Source organism: Paenibacillus sp. sptzw28 (assembly GCF_019550795.1).
Classification (GTDB): Bacteria; Bacillota; Bacilli; order Paenibacillales; family Paenibacillaceae; genus Paenibacillus_Z.
The window spans coordinates 5,073,518-5,091,152 of the sequence record NZ_CP080545.1 but is presented as its reverse complement, the minus strand read 5'-3'; the positions used below and the strand labels follow the sequence as shown (position 1 = coordinate 5,091,152).

Below are 17,635 nucleotides of genomic sequence, written 5' to 3'. Positions count from 1 at the left end.
GGAGTGGGGAGCACCCTTGATTCATATCAGCGGCAGAACCTATGAACTAATTCACGAGCATAAAGACGGATGGAATCCCGACGCGTTCCGCGAACGGTACAGCGATGTGCTGGAACGCTACGATTACGTCATCGGAGATTGGGGCTACAATCAGCTGAGACTTAAAGGGTTCTTCCGCGACAATCACCCGAAAGTCTCGCGCGACAGCGCTTTTTCCGGAATGCTTGATTATATTAACGAATACTGCAATTTTGGCTGCGCTTATTTTGTTCTCCAACGTCAGCCTGGCGTCAAAGGTTCGGGAGACGGCGAGGATTCCGATTTCGATGATTTCGATTCATCCGAATTGTTTGAAGGGATAGATGACCCATTCGACATGCCAGCCCGAGCGGTAGGGGCAGCGGATGCCCAAGGCCAAGAAGACGGCCAGGAGGTCCGCACCACACCCCGTATTGTGCGGGAGCACCAGAAGCGCGAATATCACCGTCATTCACGTAAGGATGCGGATAAAGAACAAATAAAAGATTCCCGCAAGTCACTCGGTAAAGACCGGGACCGCGATAAAGAAGCGGGCCGGCAGCAGCAAATGGGTACAGACAACCAGCAGGATCGGACGCAAAACGGTCAAGACCGGAGCCGAAGCAACCGACAGAGAAAGCCGCATTTCACCGCGCCGAAAGCGCCGGTCGCAGCGGCTGCAGAAACGACGGGAAAATCTAAGCAAACGCAGCAGCCGAACCGAAAATGAATATAACGAACAAAGAGTGCGATGATCTCTAAGGAGAACATCGCACTCTTTGTTCAAAAAATTAAGCTACTATTTATAAATGCTGAACATTATAAAGTCTGGAGTACGGGCCTTCTCTGGCGATCAACTCGCTGTGTGTGCCCTGCTCCACGATTGAGCCGTTTACTACAACCACGATGGCGTCGGCATGGGTTATCGTTGAGAGCCGGTGCGCGACTACGAGCGTTGTGCGGTTCTGCGCGAGTTCCGCAAGCGATTCTTGTATCGCATGCTCCGATTCGAGATCCAGAGCCGACGTAGCCTCGTCAAGGACAAGAATAGCCGGATTTTTCAGGAATACCCGGGCAATGGCGATGCGCTGCTTCTGTCCGCCGGACAGCTTAACCCCTCGTTCACCGATTTCTGTGTCGTAGCCGTGGGGGAGCGCCAGAATAAATTGATGCGCATTGGCCCGTTTAGCGGCTTCGATTACTTCCGCTTCAGACGCTTCAGGATTGCCGAGCAAAATATTCTCCCGCACCGAGCCGCTGAACAATATGTTATCCTGCAGCACCATCCCGATGTGAGACCGCAAGCTTTGTTGTGTCACGCTGCGGATATCGCGGCCGTCTATGGTTATCCGCCCCTCCTGGATATCATAGAACCGCGCCAGGAGGCTGACCAGAGACGATTTGCCGCCGCCGCTCATCCCGACCAGCGCCACCGTATGCCCTTGAGGGATCTTTAAATCAATCCCGTCAAGGACCCATTCTCCTTCATCCAGATAACGAAAAGAAACATTCCGGAATTCGATATCCCCGCGTACGGACTCCATGGCGACTGCCCCGGGCTCATCACGGATTTCCGGTTTTTCATTCAGCAGCTCCATGACACGCTCGAGTGATGCGGCCGCTTGCGTCAGCTCTGTCGAGGAGTTGACGAGCCTGCGGAGCGGCGCGTAAAGCCGGTCCAAATAGCCATAAAATGCAACGAATTCGCCTAATGTCAATCCTTTGTTAATAACGAGATACCCGCCGCAGGCAAGAACAAGCAGTGGAGCGATTTCGGTCAGGGTATTCGTAATCGATTGCGTCAGGGCGTTCCACCTTGTCAGCGCGAAGGCGCGGTCAAGGAACTTTCTGTTGCGGGTGCTGAACTGCTGCTGCTCGTAAGCTTCGAGCGTGAAGCTTTTGACCACGGGAATTCCGTTAACATGCTCGTTCAGATAGCCCTGCATCTCGGCAAGGGACTGTGAACGGGAGCGGGAGTAGGCGCGCAATCTCTTGTACAGCTTTTTCACCGCATATCCGTAGAACGGAAGAATCGCAATGGCTACAAACGTCAGCATCACGTTCATATTGAACATGATGGCAAGCGCAATGAGCAGTGTGAACATATCGAGCCAAACGTTCATCAGTCCTGTCTCGACAAGCGACTTGGTCTGTTCGGCATCGTTCATCATCCGGGAAATGATTTCACCGGACTTGCGGTTCTGGTAAAACCGCACGGAGAGCTGCTGCAGGTGGCTGTACAGCTTGTTGCGGAGGTCGAATAATACTCTGCTCGTCGTCAATTGGGCGAAATACTGCCTGAAATATTCTACCGGATAGCGGACGATAACAAAGAGCACGAAGGCAAGACCGACCGCGCGAAGCAGTTTGTTCATTTTCTCCGCGTTGGACAAATCCGCAAGAAGGACCTGATCAACGACGTATTTAATAAAGAGCGGCAGCGTCAGAGGGATGGAGAACTTGATCACCCCGATGAGGATCGTCACCGCGATAATCCACTTGTACGGCTTCACGAACTGCAGGTAAGCGCGAAACAGTTTCATTATTATTTCACTTCATATCCTAGAAACGCTTCCCGTACCCGGTTCCAGAAAGTGAACGGACGGTACCGGGCAAAGCAGATCTTGTGGCCGGCGACGCTGCAACGGATCGACCGGATATCGTTTCTTGTAATGTTTAAGTGATCGAACGAAAGCTGCAACCGCTGCTCCTTGCGCGAAATGATGTCGCAATGATGATGCTGCGGCAGTACAACGGATGAGCCGAGCGTACGATATACCCGATTGTTAATGGATGCGATCTCGGCAATCTGAAGCGACTCAATCGAAGGGTGAATGACGGCGCCCCCGACGCTTTTGTTATATGCCGTGCTGCCCGAGGGAGTGGACACGACGATTCCGTCGCCCCGGAACATTTCGAACAGCTCGTCGTTAATGTCGATCTGGGCCACGAGCGTATTGTCAACGCCTTTGAGTGTAAATTCATTGAGTGCAAAGTGAGTCGTAAGTCCTGTGTCCGTATCCAATTCGATTTGCGCAATCGGATAACGGACGATTCTGGGCTCATTGTTCGCCATCATCTTGACCAGTTCGTCCAGTTCGTCGGCTTGCCAATCGGCGAAGAAGCCCAGATGCCCTGTATGAACGCCAATAAATGCCACTTCGGAGACCCGTTCCACATGCGTGTGAAACGCTTGAAGAAGGGTACCGTCCCCGCCGATTGAAATGACCATCTCCGGCGTTTCCTCATCCCTTTTCAGACCGTTTTCGGCCGCTAATGTATGAAACCGCTGTGCAAGCTCTTGCGACAGCTGATCGCCTCTGTCCACCACGACATAGTTCAAAGATACAAGCTCCTTCCGAACAGTAGATAGTTCGATCATATCGGAAATTGTTCACGAACACAATCTCAGACTAAAGGACCAAGACGGCTCCAGAGCAAGTAAACAAGTACAAGCGCTATGCAGCCGTGCAGAAGCCTTGCTATCAGAAAAGACCCGTATCTGATGTCGGTACGGCTAAGCAGGCTGGCGATTTGCGCATGCACCGACAGACCTCCCCACGAAAGGATGAAGGCGGCGATTGCAGCTTGATGGATAAGGCCGGCTCCCCCTGCAGCTCCTGCGGCTTTCGCTCCCAGCGTTACTTCGAAGAGGCCGTTCACGACGGCATACGATAAGACGGGGGGAAGACCGGCTGCTCCCAGCATGCCGCTTATCGCTTCGGAGAGTATATGAATCGCGCCCGCTTTCGTCAGCAGCTCCATGATTACGGAGAAAACGACCACAAGTCCACCGACGACAATCATGAGCTTCAAGGCGGCTTGAATCGCATCCTGCAGCAGTGCGCCGATCGTCCGGCCATCGAGCAGCCGTGCCTGATGCATTGCCCGAATAGCCTCCGCGATCCGGGATTTACGCTTTTCCGCTTTGGAGCCTGAAGTGGTTTGGTAGGAGGCGGGAGCCTTCCGGTCATGGAAGCGCATGATGAGCCCGACGATAAGCCCGCCCCCGTAATGGGCGGCTGCAAGAAGCGGAGCGAGGGCGGCATTATGAAAGAAACCTACCGACACGGCGCCGATCAGAAAGATCGGATCGGATGTCGTGGTGAAGGCGACGAGCCGCTCTCCCTCAGCGCGCGAAATGAGCCGCTGCTCCCAGAGTTGGGCGGTCAAACGCGCTCCGACGGGATATCCCGAAGCATATCCCATAGTAAATACAAAGCCGCCGATGCCCGGAAGCCGAAAGAGCGGCCGCATAAGGGGATCGAGCAGCTTGCCGAAGAAGTGAACGATCCCAAAGCCGAGCAGCAGCTCCGAAATGACGAAGAAAGGGAACAGCGCCGGAAAGAGCACCTGCCACCAGATTGAAAGCCCGCGGACAGACGCTTCAAGTCCGGCTGAAGGATACAGGGCAAGAAGCAGGGCAATAAGAACGGCGGTCCATGCCGGGATCACGGACGGACGGATCAAATATCGTACTATGTGCACAAGCGACTCCTCCAATTGATGTATAGTGGACTATTAACGGTATATGTGCCGATTTGGACAAACATCACAGAGGGAGAGCGAATACTGAAAATTTATCGTGAATGGACCGCTCTTTATCGGAAAATTATTTTCGAAAACGCTTGCAAAATGGAGTGTTATTTTCGACATTGGTATGGTACAATAGCAGTACATCGAACGCTAGAGGTGATGACTTATGAGTATTATTGCAGGCATCCTCGTTTGCGCCTTCGTATACGTTATCCGAGAGTCATTGATGGCTCCCGGCGAAGAGGATTATGAGAGCTGATCCCGTTGTTTATTCGTACTATTAATGACCGAATGCCCTCCATAGAAGGGCATTTTTTTTGTTTTGACCGTATAAGTCTCGAGGCGCAAAAAATAATTTAAAAGTAATACAATAGACCTACAAAATGGAGATGTATATGACGATGAATAACTATAGAACTATTTATGAGGCAGTTGGCGGCGGAGATGGAATAAGACGTATCGTGGAGGCCTTTTACCCTAAAGTGCAAAAGCATCCTCTGCTTGCGCCGCTTTTCCCGGACGACATTATGCCGGTTATGGAAAAGCAGTACATGTTTCTTTCCCAGTTTTTCGGAGGGCCGTCGCTCTATTCCGATCAGTATGGCCACCCGATGATGCGAGGGCGGCATATGCCGTTTCAGATTACAGTGGAACGCGCTGAAGCGTGGCTCGATTGTATGCGCGAAGCGCTTGCCGAAACCGAATTGCCGCAAGAGCTGCAGCGGATCGTACTTGAACGGCTGTCCGCGCCGGCCCACCATTTTGTAAACACGAAGGAATCGAACGAACAGGAGACGTGATTGCATGGAGCCGCTCTATTTGACCTCGATAATGTGCATTTGCTGTGAGACGGCATACAAAACCCCGCGTGTCAGACCCAGCTTTAAGAAGGCTTCGGCGCGGGACAGTGATTTTTGCTCCTACTTCAAAAGTGATATTAATCCCGACTATTATGTAGTTCGCGTATGCCCGAAATGCGGATTCGCTTCGACGGAGAATGGAACGGAAAAATTAACGGACCGGCAGCGGCAGCTCTATTACGAGCGGATCGGCACCCATTGGGTAATGCGTGACTACGGCGGAAACCGCACGCAGGAGCAGGCGCTGGAATGTTATAAGCTTGCTCTTCTGTGCGCGCAAGTCGTCGGCGAGAAGGAACGCGTCGTCGCCGGGATATTGCATCATATAGCATGGCTGTACAGGTACGTGGGCGAGCATGAACAGGAGCTGCGCTTCCTGCGGTTCGCGCACGGTGCTTACATCAGGGTTTATGAGACGGAAGGCGTCGACTTGAACAATGCGAAGCTGATGTATTTGATCGGGGAGCTGCACCGGCGGCTTGGAGAGCCGAATGATGCTGTGCGATGGTTCTCGCGAGTCGTCAACGACAAGAAGATCGTGGATGCTTCGATGATTCGTGCGTGCCGTGAGCAATGGCAGCTGCTCCGCGAGGAGTATTCTGGAAGTATCTCGGTTGTACAGGAAGAACAAGCAAGGATGAATGCGTAAAACGGTATGAGAAGGTTTTAAAGCCGCCCGGTGGTTCCGGGCGGCTTTATTCAGCTTTGCTACACCGGCGGGATTATCCTTTACGCAGATTCGTATCTGTAAGTAAATAGTCCTGGTCGGCATCAAGGACGGTTACTCGGTTGCGGCAGCAAGGAAAGACGAGAAGCCGCTTTTTGCCGCCGCGAATTAGAGTAAGATCTCCCGGCCGCATCGGAAGCAGCACGTTGTCCTCTCCGCAGAATGGACAGGACGGTACATAAACGTCCTTCATCATGATATCGTAGGGCAATGCGCGCTCAAACGGAATCACTAATCGGATGCTCCTTTGCCATTACCGTCGTGTTCGTGCCCCGCATCGGAAGAGGCAGTGTTCTCTTTGGCGAGTTCAGCCAGCTTCTGCAGTAAAATATGTTTGGGCATATGCATTAAATGCTCGAGGGGCACCTTCAGTTCTTTGGACAGCTTCAGCGCTGTCTCCGGTGAAAGCTGCAGCGGCTTGGACATGCAAAATCAACTCCTTATGGCGTCGCGGCTGTCGTAGGGCAATGGACGCGATCACTAAACATTGGAAATAGGGATAAGCCTTTCGGTATAATTCAGTTATACACCGCTGACGGGGAAAAAAGCAACGCACTGAGTCCCTTAGTTTTGTGAAGAGCTGGCCGAACAAAGCAATTAAGAGGAGGAATTTGGATGAAACAAACGTACCCGATGCAGTGGGATTTGGATGTGCTGTATGCAGGCGGGTCGCAGTCACCCGCATTTGCCGCGGAGCTAAGCGGAATGGAAGCGGACATTAATGCTCTTACAGGAGAGCTGAAACAGTTCGAAGGGAGTTTTACGCCTACCTCCGTCGAATTGGCTTCACAGGAGCAGCTGACGCGATGGACAGACGCAATTCAATCGATTCTGCTGCGGCTTCGCCAGTCCGACTCATTCGTTGCCTGTCTGCTCGCTCAGCATGTCAAGGATATGCGGGCTATCGGCCTGAACGACCGGATCAAAACAATGACGGCAAAGTTTAATGCGGCACTTACGGGCTTTGACGAGCAGCTGCGGTTGACCGGCGAAGAGAAGTGGCAAAGCTGGCTGCAGCAAAGCGATATCGCGCCGCTTGCGTTTACGTTGAACGAGCGGCGGAACGCCGCAAGAGAAAAACTCCCGCCGAGCCAGGAGGCGCTCGCAGGTGAGCTCGCGGTCGACGGCTATCACGGCTGGGGAGGTCTTTATAATACAATCGTTTCACGGGCCCGTTTTGAAGCCGCAGAGCCTGACGGTTCGACGAAAATACTCTCGGCCGGTCAGATGTACAATCGTCTCTCAAACGCCGACCGGAGCGTTCGTGAGGCGTCCTTCGCAGAGTGGGAACGGGAGTGGGGCGATCAAGCCGAGCTGTGCTCGGAAGCATTGAACAGATTAGCCGGATTTCGGCTTAAGCTGTACGATAAACGTGGCTGGGGCTCTGTGCTCAAGGAGCCGCTGGCTGTAAACCGGATGAGCGAAGCGACACTATCCGCGATGTGGGATGCCGTGAACGAAGGGAAACCCGAGCTCGTCCGTTATCTTGAGCGCAAGGCAAAGCTTCTTGGTGTACCGAAGCTGGATTGGCATGACGTTGAGGCTCCGATCGGTTCAGCCGGCCGTACCGTGCCTTATGACGAAGCTGCGGCATTCATTGTGGAGCGGTTCCGCGAGTTCAGTCCGGAGCTGTCCGATTTCTCGGAGGCAGCGTTCAAGGATGGTTGGATCGAGGCTGAGGACCGCCCGGGCAAACGTCCGGGAGGCTTCTGCACATCATTTCCGATAAGCAGGGAAACCCGCATTTTCATGACGTATTCGGGGACGGCATCGAATATCTCCACTCTTGCCCACGAGCTTGGACATGCTTATCATCAGCATGTGATGAACGATTTGCCGCCGTTTGCACAGGAATATGCGATGAACGTGGCTGAAACGGCTTCCACCTTTGCCGAAATGATTGTCGCCGATTCCGCGCTGCAGGCCGCGAATGATCCGGGTGAGAAGCTGGCGCTGCTCGATGACAAGCTCCAGAGAGCGACTGCCTTTTTCATGAACATTCATGCCAGGTTCCTGTTCGAGACACGATTCTATGAGAAGCGCCGGAAGGGTATGGTGAGTCACGAGGAGCTGTCCAAACTGATGGAAGAGGCGCAGCACGACGCATACAGCGGAGCTGTCGGCAAGCTTCATCCGCATTTTTGGGCATCCAAGCTGCATTTTTACTTAACGGATGCTCCGTTCTATAATTTTCCTTACACGTTCGGTTTCTTGTTTAGCAGCGGCATCTACGCCTTGGCGAAGCAGGAGGGTCCGGCATTCGCGGCACGTTATGTGGCGCTGCTGCGTGATACAGGCCGTATGACGGTGGAGGAGCTTGCTCTCAAGCATCTGGGAGTACGTCTTGATGAGCCCGGGTTTTGGCGTCAAGCCGTGGCATTAAATTCGGCGGATGTCCAAACGTTTCTGGAGCTTACGGAGTAAATAGGAGTTTGAGATGCTGAGTCGGCCGCATGAACAGGCCGGCTCTTTTTTTTCGCGTGGACAATAAGTAAACGCTTGCAAAACAAAATAAAGGTAGCTATAATATGCTTGAAAAGGTTTTCAGAAAAGGTTTTCAAGAGTTCTTTTCGACGTAATTTAATTCAATAATAAGGCAGTTGAAGAAACGATGAAGCCGACAATCAGGGACGTAGCCCGCTGCGCCAATGTATCCATCAGCACGGTCTCCCGGGTCATGAACGCTCCCGAGACGGTGGTGGAAGAGAAGCGCCGGCGTGTGCTGGATGCGATCGAGAAGCTCAAATACCAACCCAATGCCTTCGCAAGGGGACTGATTTACAAAAAATCGGGAACGCTAGGACTCATGATCCCCGATATTGAAAATCCGTATTACGCCGGTTTGATACGCGGCATGCAGGACGCAGCGGTGGATTTGAACCACAGCCTGATGATTTGCAACACGGACCGGGACAAGGCGCGTCTTATTTCGTATATCGAGAGCTTTTACGAGAAACAGGTGGACGGCATTATCTTCGCGAGCGACGCTCTTCATCCCGAGTATTACGAAGAGATGAAGAGGTACCGGATCCCCATAGTACTCGCATCCACGAATGCGCCGGAATATGAGATCCCATCGGTCGATATCGACGATGAGCAGGCGGCTTACGATGCCGCTCGCTACTTGACCGAATTGGGACATACATGCATCGGTATGATCAGCTTTCCGCCGGGGGACACAATTTCCGGGAAACCGAGGCAGGACGGCTTTAAGCGTGCAATGGTGGATAAAGGACTCACCGATTGCGTAGATTGCGTTGAGTATGCCAAACACCGGTTTGCGGACGCACACAAAGCAGCCGGCCGATTATTTGCCGCTTATCCCCAATTAACGGCGGTATTCGCCGCTTCAGATGAATTTGCCATGGGGACGATCTCATATTTGCGCGACCAGGGCCGCACCGTACCTGAGGACGTATCGGTAATCGGATTCGATAATATCCGTATGGCGGATATGTTCCTGCCCAAGCTCACTACAGTTGCCCAGCCGGTGTATGAGATCGGCGTAAGAGCGGTACACAAGCTTCATAAGCTGATAACCGCCGGCACTGTCGATGTGCTTCGGGAGAAGCTGCCCCACCATTTAATGATTAGGGAATCCACGAAACAACGGTAGTTTTTTGGAAATGTTTGAAAAGCTTTTCAATCTTGAAATGCGAGGTCGATGACAATTCATCGACACATTTTAAGGGGGTGAGGGAAGAAAAGGTGCTTCCAACGTCTTAAGAAGGGTTTGTTCAACAATTGCAATGACTCGGTATGAAAAAAAGAAAGGGATGAGTCTCCTTTTATGAGAAAAAAGTATACGATGACGGTTTTGGCAATTATGCTGGCTGCTTCGATGACGCTTACTGCTTGCTCGACAAGCAAAGACAATAATACGACCAGCCCGGGCAATCAGACCGGCGGTCAGCAGAATCAAGGCGGCGGCAGCGCAGGCGGCCAAACGACAGACGATCCGCTGCAGCAGGCCTTGAATGGCCAATTTAAAGGTAAAAAGGTGACGATGTTCGGTCCGTTCACGGATGCTGACGAAGTGAAATTCAACAATGCAATCAAAGACTTCGAGCAAAAAACCGGCATCGATATCGCATATGAAGGTTCCAAGGAATTCGAAGCGACGATATCCGTCCGTGTGAACGGCGGTAATGCGCCGGACATCGCGGATTTCCCGCAGCCGGGCTTGCTCAAGGGCTTTGCGAAGCAGGGGAAGGTCGTTGACGTCAAATCATTCCTTACTGACGATTACCTGAATAAGCAGTACAACCAAAGCTGGCTGGATATGGCCAAGATGCCGGGCAAGAGCGGCGATATCATGGGCGGTGTCTGGGCCCGCAGCAGCGTGAAGAGCTTGGTCTGGTATAACAAGAAGGCTTTCGACGCCGCGGGTTATCAAATTCCGAAAACCTGGGATGACATGATGAAACTGACCGAGCAAATCGCCAAAGACGGCGACCCGGCCTGGAGTATCGGTATCGAAAGCGGCGCGGCAACGGGCTGGCCCGCAACCGACTGGGTGGAAGACATCATGCTTCGCACTACCTCACCCGAGAATTATGACAAATGGGTGGCCGGCGAGCTGCCGTTCACAGATCCGATTGTTAAAAACGCCGTGAAGAAAATGTCGGACATATGGTTCAACGATGATTATGTGTACGGGGGCCGTAAATCGATTGTGACAACTTCGTTTGGCGATGCCGTCAAACCGCTGTTCACCAATCCGCCAAAGGCGTGGCTGCACCGTCAGGCAGGCTTTATTACCAGCTTCTTCCCGGAAGGGCTGACAACAGCCGATTTCGACTGGTTCCCGCTGCCGCCAATCGATCCGAAGTACGGTGATCCGGCATTGATCTCCGGCGATATTTACGCCATGTTCAACGATCGCCCGGAAGTGCGCGCTGTCATGGAGTTCTTCACGACTGCCGATTCGCTTAAAACGTGGATTCAATCTGGGGGCGTTACGCCGCCGATGAACGGCGCCGATCCTTCCTGGTACGCAAACGACCAGGAGCGCCGTATGGCTGACTTCCTGAAAACAGCAACGACGATCCGATTTGACGGCTCCGACATGATGCCGGGTTCCGTTGGAGCAGGAACGTTCTGGAAAGGGATGACCGATTACGTCAGCGGCACGGTCAACCTGGACCAGGCGATGCAGGAAATTCAGGCCGGCTGGAATCAAAAATAATATAAGGAAGCGCTGCTTCCGGGAGGGGCCCGGCATGTCCGTTAGGGATTCGGGCCCGCCATCTCTCTTGGAGTTAGGGGGAATACGATGCAAGTGCAGGCGAAAAAAGGCAATACTCTGCGTTTACTAGTACTATCCGTGATGGTTCCGGGACTGAATGCAGGTTTACACGGACTCATATTTTTATTCTTCCGTAATTCTACGCTGCCGCCGGTGGCAAATGCGGTGCTGGCCATTATCTGGGGTGCGCTCGGGATTTATTCCATCTATTTCACGTTTAACTGGGTTGTGGAGCAGTATCCGGATCGATGGAAGCGGAGAATATTGCCTTTTGTGTTTATAGGTCCTGCTGTTCTGCTGCTAGGCTGGTTGCTCGTTTTGCCGGCGCTCAGGACGCTGTACTTAAGCTTTTTTGACGCGAGTTCGACCAGCTTCGTCGGACTGTCCAACTATGCGGCCGTCTTTACGGACCGGCTGCTCGCGGTGGCGCTGCGGAACAATTTGCTTTGGGTATTTGTCGGAACGTTTTTCTGCGTGGCGCTTGGCCTTCTCATAGCGATTCTTGCCGACCGCAGCAGCTTTGAGCGTCTCGCGAAGGCGATTATCTTCATGCCGATGGCCATTTCGTTCGTCGCTGCCGGCGTAATCTGGAAGTTCATCTATTACTACCAGCCGGGAGACCAGCAAGTCGGACTTCTGAACGCTTTCGTCGTCGCTTTCGGCGGACAGCCGCAGGCGTGGGTCAGTATGGTCCAGCCTTGGAACAACCTGTTTCTGATCGCGATTCTAATTTGGATGCAGACGGGCTTTGCGATGGTGATTTTCTCGGCAGCAATCAAAGGCATTCCCGAGGATATGCTGGAAGCGGCGAGGATGGATGGCGCAGGTGAAGTAAGGGTGTTCTTCAGCATCATCATTCCCACGATTGCCGGAACGCTGCTTTCGGTAACGACTACCATTATCGTGTTTACTCTGAAAATTTTCGACGTCGTCATGATCATGACGGGCGGCCAGTACAATACGGACGTCGTGGCCACACAATTTTACCGGCAGCTGTTCATGTTCCAAAACGCGGGATACGGTTCAACGCTTGCCATTGTTCTGCTCATCGCGGTCATTCCGGTCATCGTCATCAATTTGAGACAGTTCCGGAGACAGGAGGGATACTAATGCGAAGAATAAAACGGCCCGGCAAATCGAAATGGCTCGTCAATACCGTTCTGGCGGTTATCTGCTGCATTTGGCTGATCCCGACTCTCGGACTGCTCGTCTCGTCTTTTCGACCGGCCGCCGACATTTTGACTACAGGCTGGTGGAACATATTCCCTCACCGGCAATGGACGACCGCCACTCAGATGACTTTACCTAAAGACACAGACCTTCGGCAGCCCATTAAGGTTGGGGATAAGACCTATACGGACGCAGAGCTTAGGAAGGGCGTCGTTGTGGACGGCAAGCAGCTGATTTGGGAAAACCGGCGCGCCCGCGTGCTCGACGTGCAGGAGAGACGCTGGGGTATGATCGACCGGTTTACGCTGCAAAATTATGCTACCGTGCTCGGCGGCAAAACATATGAGATCAAGATGCCCGATGGTACGGTAACGACTGAGCAGGGCAGCGGTATGTCCAGATCGTTCTGGAATACGGTTGCCGTTGCAGTCCCTGCAACGATTATTCCTATATTCATCGCTTCCTTCGCGGCCTATGCGTTTGCCTGGCTTCGTTTTCCGGGGCGGCGGGTATTCTTCGTGATCATTATAGCGCTGCTGGTTGTGCCATTGCAGGTCGCGCTTATTCCGATTTTGCGCGATTACACGTCGCTCGGCCTTAACGGAACCTACTTTGGCATTTGGATCGCGCATACCGCTTTCGGCTTGCCGCTTATCACTTATTTCATGTACAGTTCAATCAGCCAGCTGCCGAAGGATTTGTTCGAATCGGCGTTTATGGATGGAGCGACGAACTTCACGATATTCAGCCGGCTGATTCTGCCGCTGACCGTACCAGCGCTTGCATCTATCAGTATTTTTCAATTTCTGTGGGTATGGAACGACTATCTGGTATCGCTTATTTTCCTCGGCAGCCAGCCTAACGTGCAGGTGCTGTCGATGCAAATTGCCAATCTAGTCGGCTCCAAAGGCAATGATTGGCATTTGCTGACGGCTGGGGCGTTTATTTCGATGCTGATGCCGCTGGCTGTATTCTTTGCCCTGCAGAAGTATTTTGTTCGCGGTTTGCTCGGCGGTTCCGTCAAGGGCTAAATCGTTTCTGTAATTGAAAGCTGTATTCTGGTGAATGAAACTTGGGTGAAAATGGAAAACTAAATGTATGGGCGGCGCAGACTCGCAACTGCGCCGTTTGTCGTATATGCATGTTAAGAAGGGAGACAGAATACATATGGAACGCACATTTGTCATGGTCAAACCGGACGGCGTAAGACGAGCATTGATTGGGCCGGTCGTCACCCGATTCGAGCAGAAAGGGTTCACTCTTTCCGCCATTAAGCTGATGACGATTGAACGCTCGCTCGCCGAGCGGCATTACGATGAACACCGCGCGAAGCCATTTTTCGGTGAATTGGTCGATTTTTTGACGTCGGGACCTGTTTGCGCCATGGTTTGGGAAGGACAGAACGCAGTCGCCAACGCCCGCGCGCTCATTGGCCGAACGAATCCGGTGGAATCGGCGCCCGGCACGATTCGCGGAGATTTCGCGCTTGATATCTCGGGGAATATTGTACATGGCTCGGACTCGCCCGAAAGCGCAGAGCGCGAGATCCGGCTTTTCTTTGAAGCTGCGGTTGCGGCTCCGCTTCCCTTCGGGACGGAACAACTTGAGCAGTCTGCCAAGATGGCGCATTGAAGCCGGAGTAATGAAGAAACTCTGCACAGCTCCTGAATCGAAAAAGCTGCAGAGAGCGAAAATAGTGGTTGACTGCGCACTGTCTTATGTGGTAAATTGTGGTCATTCATATTTGAGCGATACGGAAGCACCGTAATTGCGCAGTTTATCTGCGTTGTTACGGTGCTTCTTTTGCGTTCTATTCATAAATTCAGGAGTCATAATTGCTGCGGCGAAGGAGCGGTAACCGGCTATGAATAAACGGAATTTGATACTTGCGGTCAAAGAAGCGGAATATATTGCCCGGCTGGCTGAATATATCCGTCATTCACCGTTCGGGGACGATTGGCAGTTAACGGCTTTTACGAACCCGGCGGCTCTTCGGCATTATTTACGGGCAGGTTACGGGGCCGATCTAATTGCCGCGCAGCCAGTTATCCTCGGCGAAATTGGCGATGCCGGCAGCGGCATTCCGACGGCTGTGCTTGTAACGAGATCAGGACAATACACGGAACACCCTGAGGTGCATCAATTCCAGCCGTTGCCGCAGCTGCTCCAGGCGTTCTCGGCTGTTTATGCCGCCTCCGGTGAATATAGCGGGGAGAAACCGGGTGAACGGACAGCTGCACCCGTGATTGCGGTATATTCAGCCGCCGGAGGCATCGGGAAGACGACGCTGTCGATTCAGCTGGCACAGCAGGCGGGAGTTAGGGGTGCGCGAGTATTTTATTTGAATCTGGAACAATGGAACGCCACTGCGCTTTGGTTTGGAGACGACGGTCCGGACGATTTCGCGCATATGCTGTATACGCTTCAGGCTCAGCCGGACAAGGCTACGGCACGTTTATCGGAGCTGCGCAAGCGGCATCCGACGCTGAAAATTGATTTCTTCGCCCCCGGCGGCAACGCGGACGAACAGCTAACCATATCCCCAGGTCAGGTTCAACTGCTGCTTGGCATAATAGCAGGCTCGGGGCAGTACGATTTGGTTGTTGTTGATCTCGACAGCAGGCTGGAGCCGCTGCAGCATGCTGTGATGGAAGCTTCGGAGCATATATTGTGGCTTGTGGCCGATGACGCGGTTACCCGAAGCAAAACGGGACTGGCGCTTCAATACGGCGAACGTAAATGGGGGCCGGATTTTAGCCGGCAGAAAAGAAAATTCTTGTTCGTTGACGCACGCGCGTCGAGGCTCGATACGGATAAGGTATTGGAGGTTCAGCTCGCAGGCTCTTTACCCTTTGTAGCCGAATGGGCGAACGGCCGTCAATCGGTGGATAGGAGTATTCCTCCTGCTTACCGCGGCGCTGTTGACGCTCTGCTTGCCGGACTGTCTTTGCATGAGAGGGGAGGAGACGATGCAAGAGGAGACCGTGCTTCGGCTCAAGAGTAGAATACGCGAGCAGCTCGATTTGGACAGCGCAATGTCGGATGAAGAATTTACCGAGCAGATTGAGCGGACGGTCTTTCATTGGTGCCGTGATCATCCGTTAACCGCAAGCGAGAAAGTACAGCTGGTCCGCAGGCTGTTTAACTCCTTCCGCGGACTTGATCTGCTCCAGCCTTTGATGGAGGATCCTACGGTTACGGAGATTATGATCAATGGCCACGAAGAGTTATTCGTGGAACGCGCCGGACGTCTGAGCCGGCTTCCGTTTGCTTTCGAGAGCAGGGGTCGTTTGGAGGACTTAATTCAAGCCGTTGTCTCCGGGGTGAATCGGGTGGTGAATGAATCGACTCCTATAGTCGACGCGAGGCTTAAGGACGGATCTCGAGTTCATATTGTCCTGCCGCCTGTTGCTTTGAAAGGTCCGACTATGACTATCCGTAAATTTCCCGAAAAGCCCTTGCACATGAACGACCTGATCGCAATCGGGGCTATCACCGAAGAAGCGGCCGAACTTCTGCGGCAGCTCGTTGCCGCCAAATACAATATTTTCATTAGCGGCGGCACCGGTTCCGGAAAAACGACTTTCCTTAATGCATTGTCCCAGTATATTCCGGAAGATGAGAGGATTGTCACAATTGAGGATTCGGCCGAATTGCAAATTCGGACTGTACCGAACCTTGTCTCACTGGAGACGAGGAATGCCAATACGGAAGGAAAGGGGGAGATTACGATGCGGGAACTCATTCGGGCATCGCTTCGTATGCGGCCTAACCGGATAATCGTTGGCGAAGTGCGCGGGGGCGAAGCGATTGATATGCTCCAGGCTATGAATACGGGACATGACGGTTCCTTGTCTACAGGACATTCGAATAGCGCCCGTGATATGATGGCCCGTCTTGAGACAATGGTTCTTAGCGGAGCGGAGCTGCCGGTTGCGGTAATCCGCCAGCAGATCGGCTCAGCTATCGACATCATTGTCCATCTGTCAAGGCTTCGCGACCGTTCGCGGCGGGTGACGGAAATTTGTGAAATTACAGGGGTTCATAACGGTGAAGTTGCTTTGCAAACCCTTTACGGCTTCGAAGAGCAAGCGGAGCGGGAAGGTAAGGTGATCGGGGGTTTGAAGCGCACAGAACATAAGCTGCAGCGAAGGTGGAAGCTGCAAATGGCCGGCCTGTCCGGAGTCGGAGAGGATCATCTATGAAACGCAGAATACATAACGGTAAAAGCCGAAAAGATTGGTTGGAGTGGCTTGGCTGGCCGATGACCACTCAACAAACGCTTGACCAAAACGCCAGTTTGCCGGATTACACGGTCTACCGGCTGAGCCGGAAGCAATTTGCGGCTGCCGCGTTCATCGGGTGCGCTATAACGTTTGCAGCAGCTTATTTGTTTTACCGTTCTTTCTTCGCGGCGCTTTTATTGTCGGCTGCAGGCTTGTGCTATCCGCGACTGCACCGCAAATCGCTGCTTGTAAGACGTCGGGAAAGATTAACGCTGCAATTTAAAGAAGCATTGTATTCATTGACTTCTTCGCTTGCTGCGGGCCGGTCTGTAGAGAATGCCTTCATAGCCGCGCTTGGTGACCTGAGGCTGCTCTATCCGGACCCGCAAACCGAGGTGCTCACCGAATTTGAAATAATCCGGGCCCGGATGGCATACGGGGAACCTCTTGAACAGGCTCTTAACGATTTTAGCGATCGTGCCAAAATTGACGATATCGCACAGTTTGTCGATGTTTTCTCGACATGCAAACGCTCAGGCGGGAATTTGGTCGAAGTGATTCGCCGCACCTCGCAGACGATTGGAGAAAAGCTGGATATTCAACAGGAAATCGCGGTTATGGTTGCGCAGAAGCGTTACGAGGCACGAATTATGATGGTAGTTCCATTTGTGTTTCTTGCGTTTCTCGGTTTCGCGGCACCCGATTATATGGCGCCTTTATACAGCGGGACGGGTTATGTGCTGCTGACAGTCTCACTGCTGCTTCTCGCTGTGTGTTACTGGGCGATGGCGAAGGTTATGAGTATCCGGATGTGAAGCGGTTTTGCTGAGGCAAACCTTTAAGGAGATAA

Annotated in this window: 17 protein-coding genes; 12 read left to right on the top strand and 5 right to left on the bottom strand. The window is 52.8% G+C overall.

Going from position 1 to position 17,635, the window contains the following annotated elements; genetic code table 11:
* Positions 1-16: 16 nt before the first annotated feature.
* Positions 17-748, top strand: a complete 732-nt coding sequence (locus KZ483_RS23345; protein WP_220349980.1) for a YutD family protein — start codon at positions 17-19, stop codon at positions 746-748.
* Positions 749-821: 73 nt separating this feature from the next.
* Here the strand turns inward: KZ483_RS23345 and KZ483_RS23340 are convergent, their stop codons facing one another.
* From KZ483_RS23340 to ylbJ, 3 genes are all read right to left on the bottom strand, one after another.
* On the bottom strand, positions 822-2,561 hold the full coding sequence (locus KZ483_RS23340; RefSeq protein WP_309568608.1) for an ABC transporter ATP-binding protein: 1,740 nt from the start codon (positions 2,559-2,561) through the stop codon (positions 822-824).
* A 2-nt stretch (positions 2,562-2,563) separates the two neighbouring features.
* Positions 2,564-3,361 carry an NAD kinase gene (locus KZ483_RS23335; RefSeq protein WP_220349979.1) on the bottom strand — a complete coding sequence of 266 codons (798 nt, stop codon included), beginning with the start codon at positions 3,359-3,361 and terminating at the stop codon, positions 2,564-2,566.
* Positions 3,362-3,426: 65 nt separating this feature from the next.
* Positions 3,427-4,500, bottom strand: coding sequence for a sporulation integral membrane protein YlbJ (gene ylbJ / locus KZ483_RS23330; protein ID WP_258881775.1), 1,074 nt, complete (start codon positions 4,498-4,500; stop codon positions 3,427-3,429).
* A 455-nt stretch (positions 4,501-4,955) separates the two neighbouring features.
* On the opposite strand from ylbJ, the gene KZ483_RS23325 reads away from it, so the two are divergent.
* On the top strand, positions 4,956-5,354 hold the full coding sequence (locus KZ483_RS23325; protein ID WP_220349978.1) for a globin domain-containing protein: 399 nt from the start codon (positions 4,956-4,958) through the stop codon (positions 5,352-5,354).
* A 4-nt stretch (positions 5,355-5,358) separates the two neighbouring features.
* Positions 5,359-6,063 carry a DUF2225 domain-containing protein gene (locus tag KZ483_RS23320; protein ID WP_220349977.1) on the top strand — a complete coding sequence of 235 codons (705 nt, stop codon included), beginning with the start codon at positions 5,359-5,361 and terminating at the stop codon, positions 6,061-6,063.
* 73 nt (positions 6,064-6,136) lie between these two features.
* Here the strand turns inward: KZ483_RS23320 and KZ483_RS23315 are convergent, their stop codons facing one another.
* Positions 6,137-6,373 (bottom strand): hypothetical protein, encoded by a 237-nt coding sequence (locus KZ483_RS23315; RefSeq protein ID WP_220349976.1) that lies wholly within the window; start codon positions 6,371-6,373, stop codon positions 6,137-6,139.
* A complete protein-coding gene (locus KZ483_RS23310; protein ID WP_220349975.1) occupies positions 6,373-6,567 on the bottom strand; it encodes a YycC family protein in 195 nt (64 codons plus the stop codon). The genes KZ483_RS23315 and KZ483_RS23310 overlap by 1 nt, the downstream gene beginning before the upstream one ends.
* Before the next feature lie 189 nt (positions 6,568-6,756).
* Here KZ483_RS23310 and KZ483_RS23305 point away from each other — a divergent pair, with 189 nt between their 5' ends.
* From KZ483_RS23305 to KZ483_RS23265, 9 genes are all read left to right on the top strand, one after another.
* Positions 6,757-8,565: a M3 family oligoendopeptidase gene (locus tag KZ483_RS23305; RefSeq protein WP_220349974.1), complete on the top strand. Its 1,809-nt coding sequence runs from the start codon at positions 6,757-6,759 to the stop codon at positions 8,563-8,565.
* A gap of 187 nt (positions 8,566-8,752) precedes the next feature.
* Positions 8,753-9,757 carry a LacI family DNA-binding transcriptional regulator gene (locus tag KZ483_RS23300; protein ID WP_220349973.1) on the top strand — a complete coding sequence of 335 codons (1,005 nt, stop codon included), beginning with the start codon at positions 8,753-8,755 and terminating at the stop codon, positions 9,755-9,757.
* A gap of 174 nt (positions 9,758-9,931) precedes the next feature.
* Positions 9,932-11,329, top strand: coding sequence for an ABC transporter substrate-binding protein (locus KZ483_RS23295; protein WP_220349972.1), 1,398 nt, complete (start codon positions 9,932-9,934; stop codon positions 11,327-11,329).
* An 87-nt stretch (positions 11,330-11,416) separates the two neighbouring features.
* The gene (locus KZ483_RS23290; protein WP_220349971.1) at positions 11,417-12,499 is read left to right on the top strand and encodes a carbohydrate ABC transporter permease; all 1,083 of its coding nucleotides are present in this window, start codon (positions 11,417-11,419) and stop codon (positions 12,497-12,499) included.
* Complete coding sequence (locus KZ483_RS23285; protein WP_220349970.1) at positions 12,499-13,590, top strand: carbohydrate ABC transporter permease; 1,092 nt, start codon at positions 12,499-12,501, stop codon at positions 13,588-13,590. The genes KZ483_RS23290 and KZ483_RS23285 overlap by 1 nt, the downstream gene beginning before the upstream one ends.
* Positions 13,591-13,726: 136 nt before the next feature.
* Positions 13,727-14,191, top strand: coding sequence for a nucleoside-diphosphate kinase (gene ndk, locus KZ483_RS23280; protein ID WP_220349969.1), 465 nt, complete (start codon positions 13,727-13,729; stop codon positions 14,189-14,191).
* A 232-nt stretch (positions 14,192-14,423) separates the two neighbouring features.
* A complete protein-coding gene (locus KZ483_RS23275; protein ID WP_220349968.1) occupies positions 14,424-15,563 on the top strand; it encodes a P-loop NTPase family protein in 1,140 nt (379 codons plus the stop codon).
* Positions 15,529-16,764: a TadA family conjugal transfer-associated ATPase gene (locus KZ483_RS23270; RefSeq protein ID WP_220349967.1), complete on the top strand. Its 1,236-nt coding sequence runs from the start codon at positions 15,529-15,531 to the stop codon at positions 16,762-16,764. Before KZ483_RS23275 ends, KZ483_RS23270 begins: the two co-directional genes overlap by 35 nt.
* Positions 16,761-17,600 carry a type II secretion system F family protein gene (locus tag KZ483_RS23265; protein WP_258881390.1) on the top strand — a complete coding sequence of 280 codons (840 nt, stop codon included), beginning with the start codon at positions 16,761-16,763 and terminating at the stop codon, positions 17,598-17,600. The genes KZ483_RS23270 and KZ483_RS23265 overlap by 4 nt, the downstream gene beginning before the upstream one ends.
* Positions 17,601-17,635: the final 35 nt, after the last annotated feature.

Excerpts from the sequence above, each read along its gene's own strand:
- KZ483_RS23340 (WP_309568608.1), bottom strand. The coding sequence starts at position 2,561 with ATGAAACTGTTTCGCGCTTACCTGCAGTTCGTGAAGCCGTACAAGTGG.
- KZ483_RS23325 (WP_220349978.1), top strand. The coding sequence starts at position 4,956 with ATGAATAACTATAGAACTATTTATGAGGCAGTTGGCGGCGGAGATGGA.
- KZ483_RS23320 (WP_220349977.1), top strand. The coding sequence starts at position 5,359 with ATGGAGCCGCTCTATTTGACCTCGATAATGTGCATTTGCTGTGAGACG.
- KZ483_RS23310 (WP_220349975.1), bottom strand. The coding sequence starts at position 6,567 with ATGTCCAAGCCGCTGCAGCTTTCACCGGAGACAGCGCTGAAGCTGTCC.
- KZ483_RS23305 (WP_220349974.1), top strand. The coding sequence starts at position 6,757 with ATGAAACAAACGTACCCGATGCAGTGGGATTTGGATGTGCTGTATGCA.
- KZ483_RS23300 (WP_220349973.1), top strand. The coding sequence starts at position 8,753 with ATGAAGCCGACAATCAGGGACGTAGCCCGCTGCGCCAATGTATCCATC.
- KZ483_RS23295 (WP_220349972.1), top strand. The coding sequence starts at position 9,932 with ATGAGAAAAAAGTATACGATGACGGTTTTGGCAATTATGCTGGCTGCT.
- KZ483_RS23290 (WP_220349971.1), top strand. The coding sequence starts at position 11,417 with ATGCAAGTGCAGGCGAAAAAAGGCAATACTCTGCGTTTACTAGTACTA.
- KZ483_RS23285 (WP_220349970.1), top strand. The coding sequence starts at position 12,499 with ATGCGAAGAATAAAACGGCCCGGCAAATCGAAATGGCTCGTCAATACC.
- ndk (WP_220349969.1), top strand. The coding sequence starts at position 13,727 with ATGGAACGCACATTTGTCATGGTCAAACCGGACGGCGTAAGACGAGCA.
- KZ483_RS23275 (WP_220349968.1), top strand. The coding sequence starts at position 14,424 with ATGAATAAACGGAATTTGATACTTGCGGTCAAAGAAGCGGAATATATT.
- KZ483_RS23270 (WP_220349967.1), top strand. The coding sequence starts at position 15,529 with ATGCAAGAGGAGACCGTGCTTCGGCTCAAGAGTAGAATACGCGAGCAG.
- KZ483_RS23265 (WP_258881390.1), top strand. The coding sequence starts at position 16,761 with ATGAAACGCAGAATACATAACGGTAAAAGCCGAAAAGATTGGTTGGAG.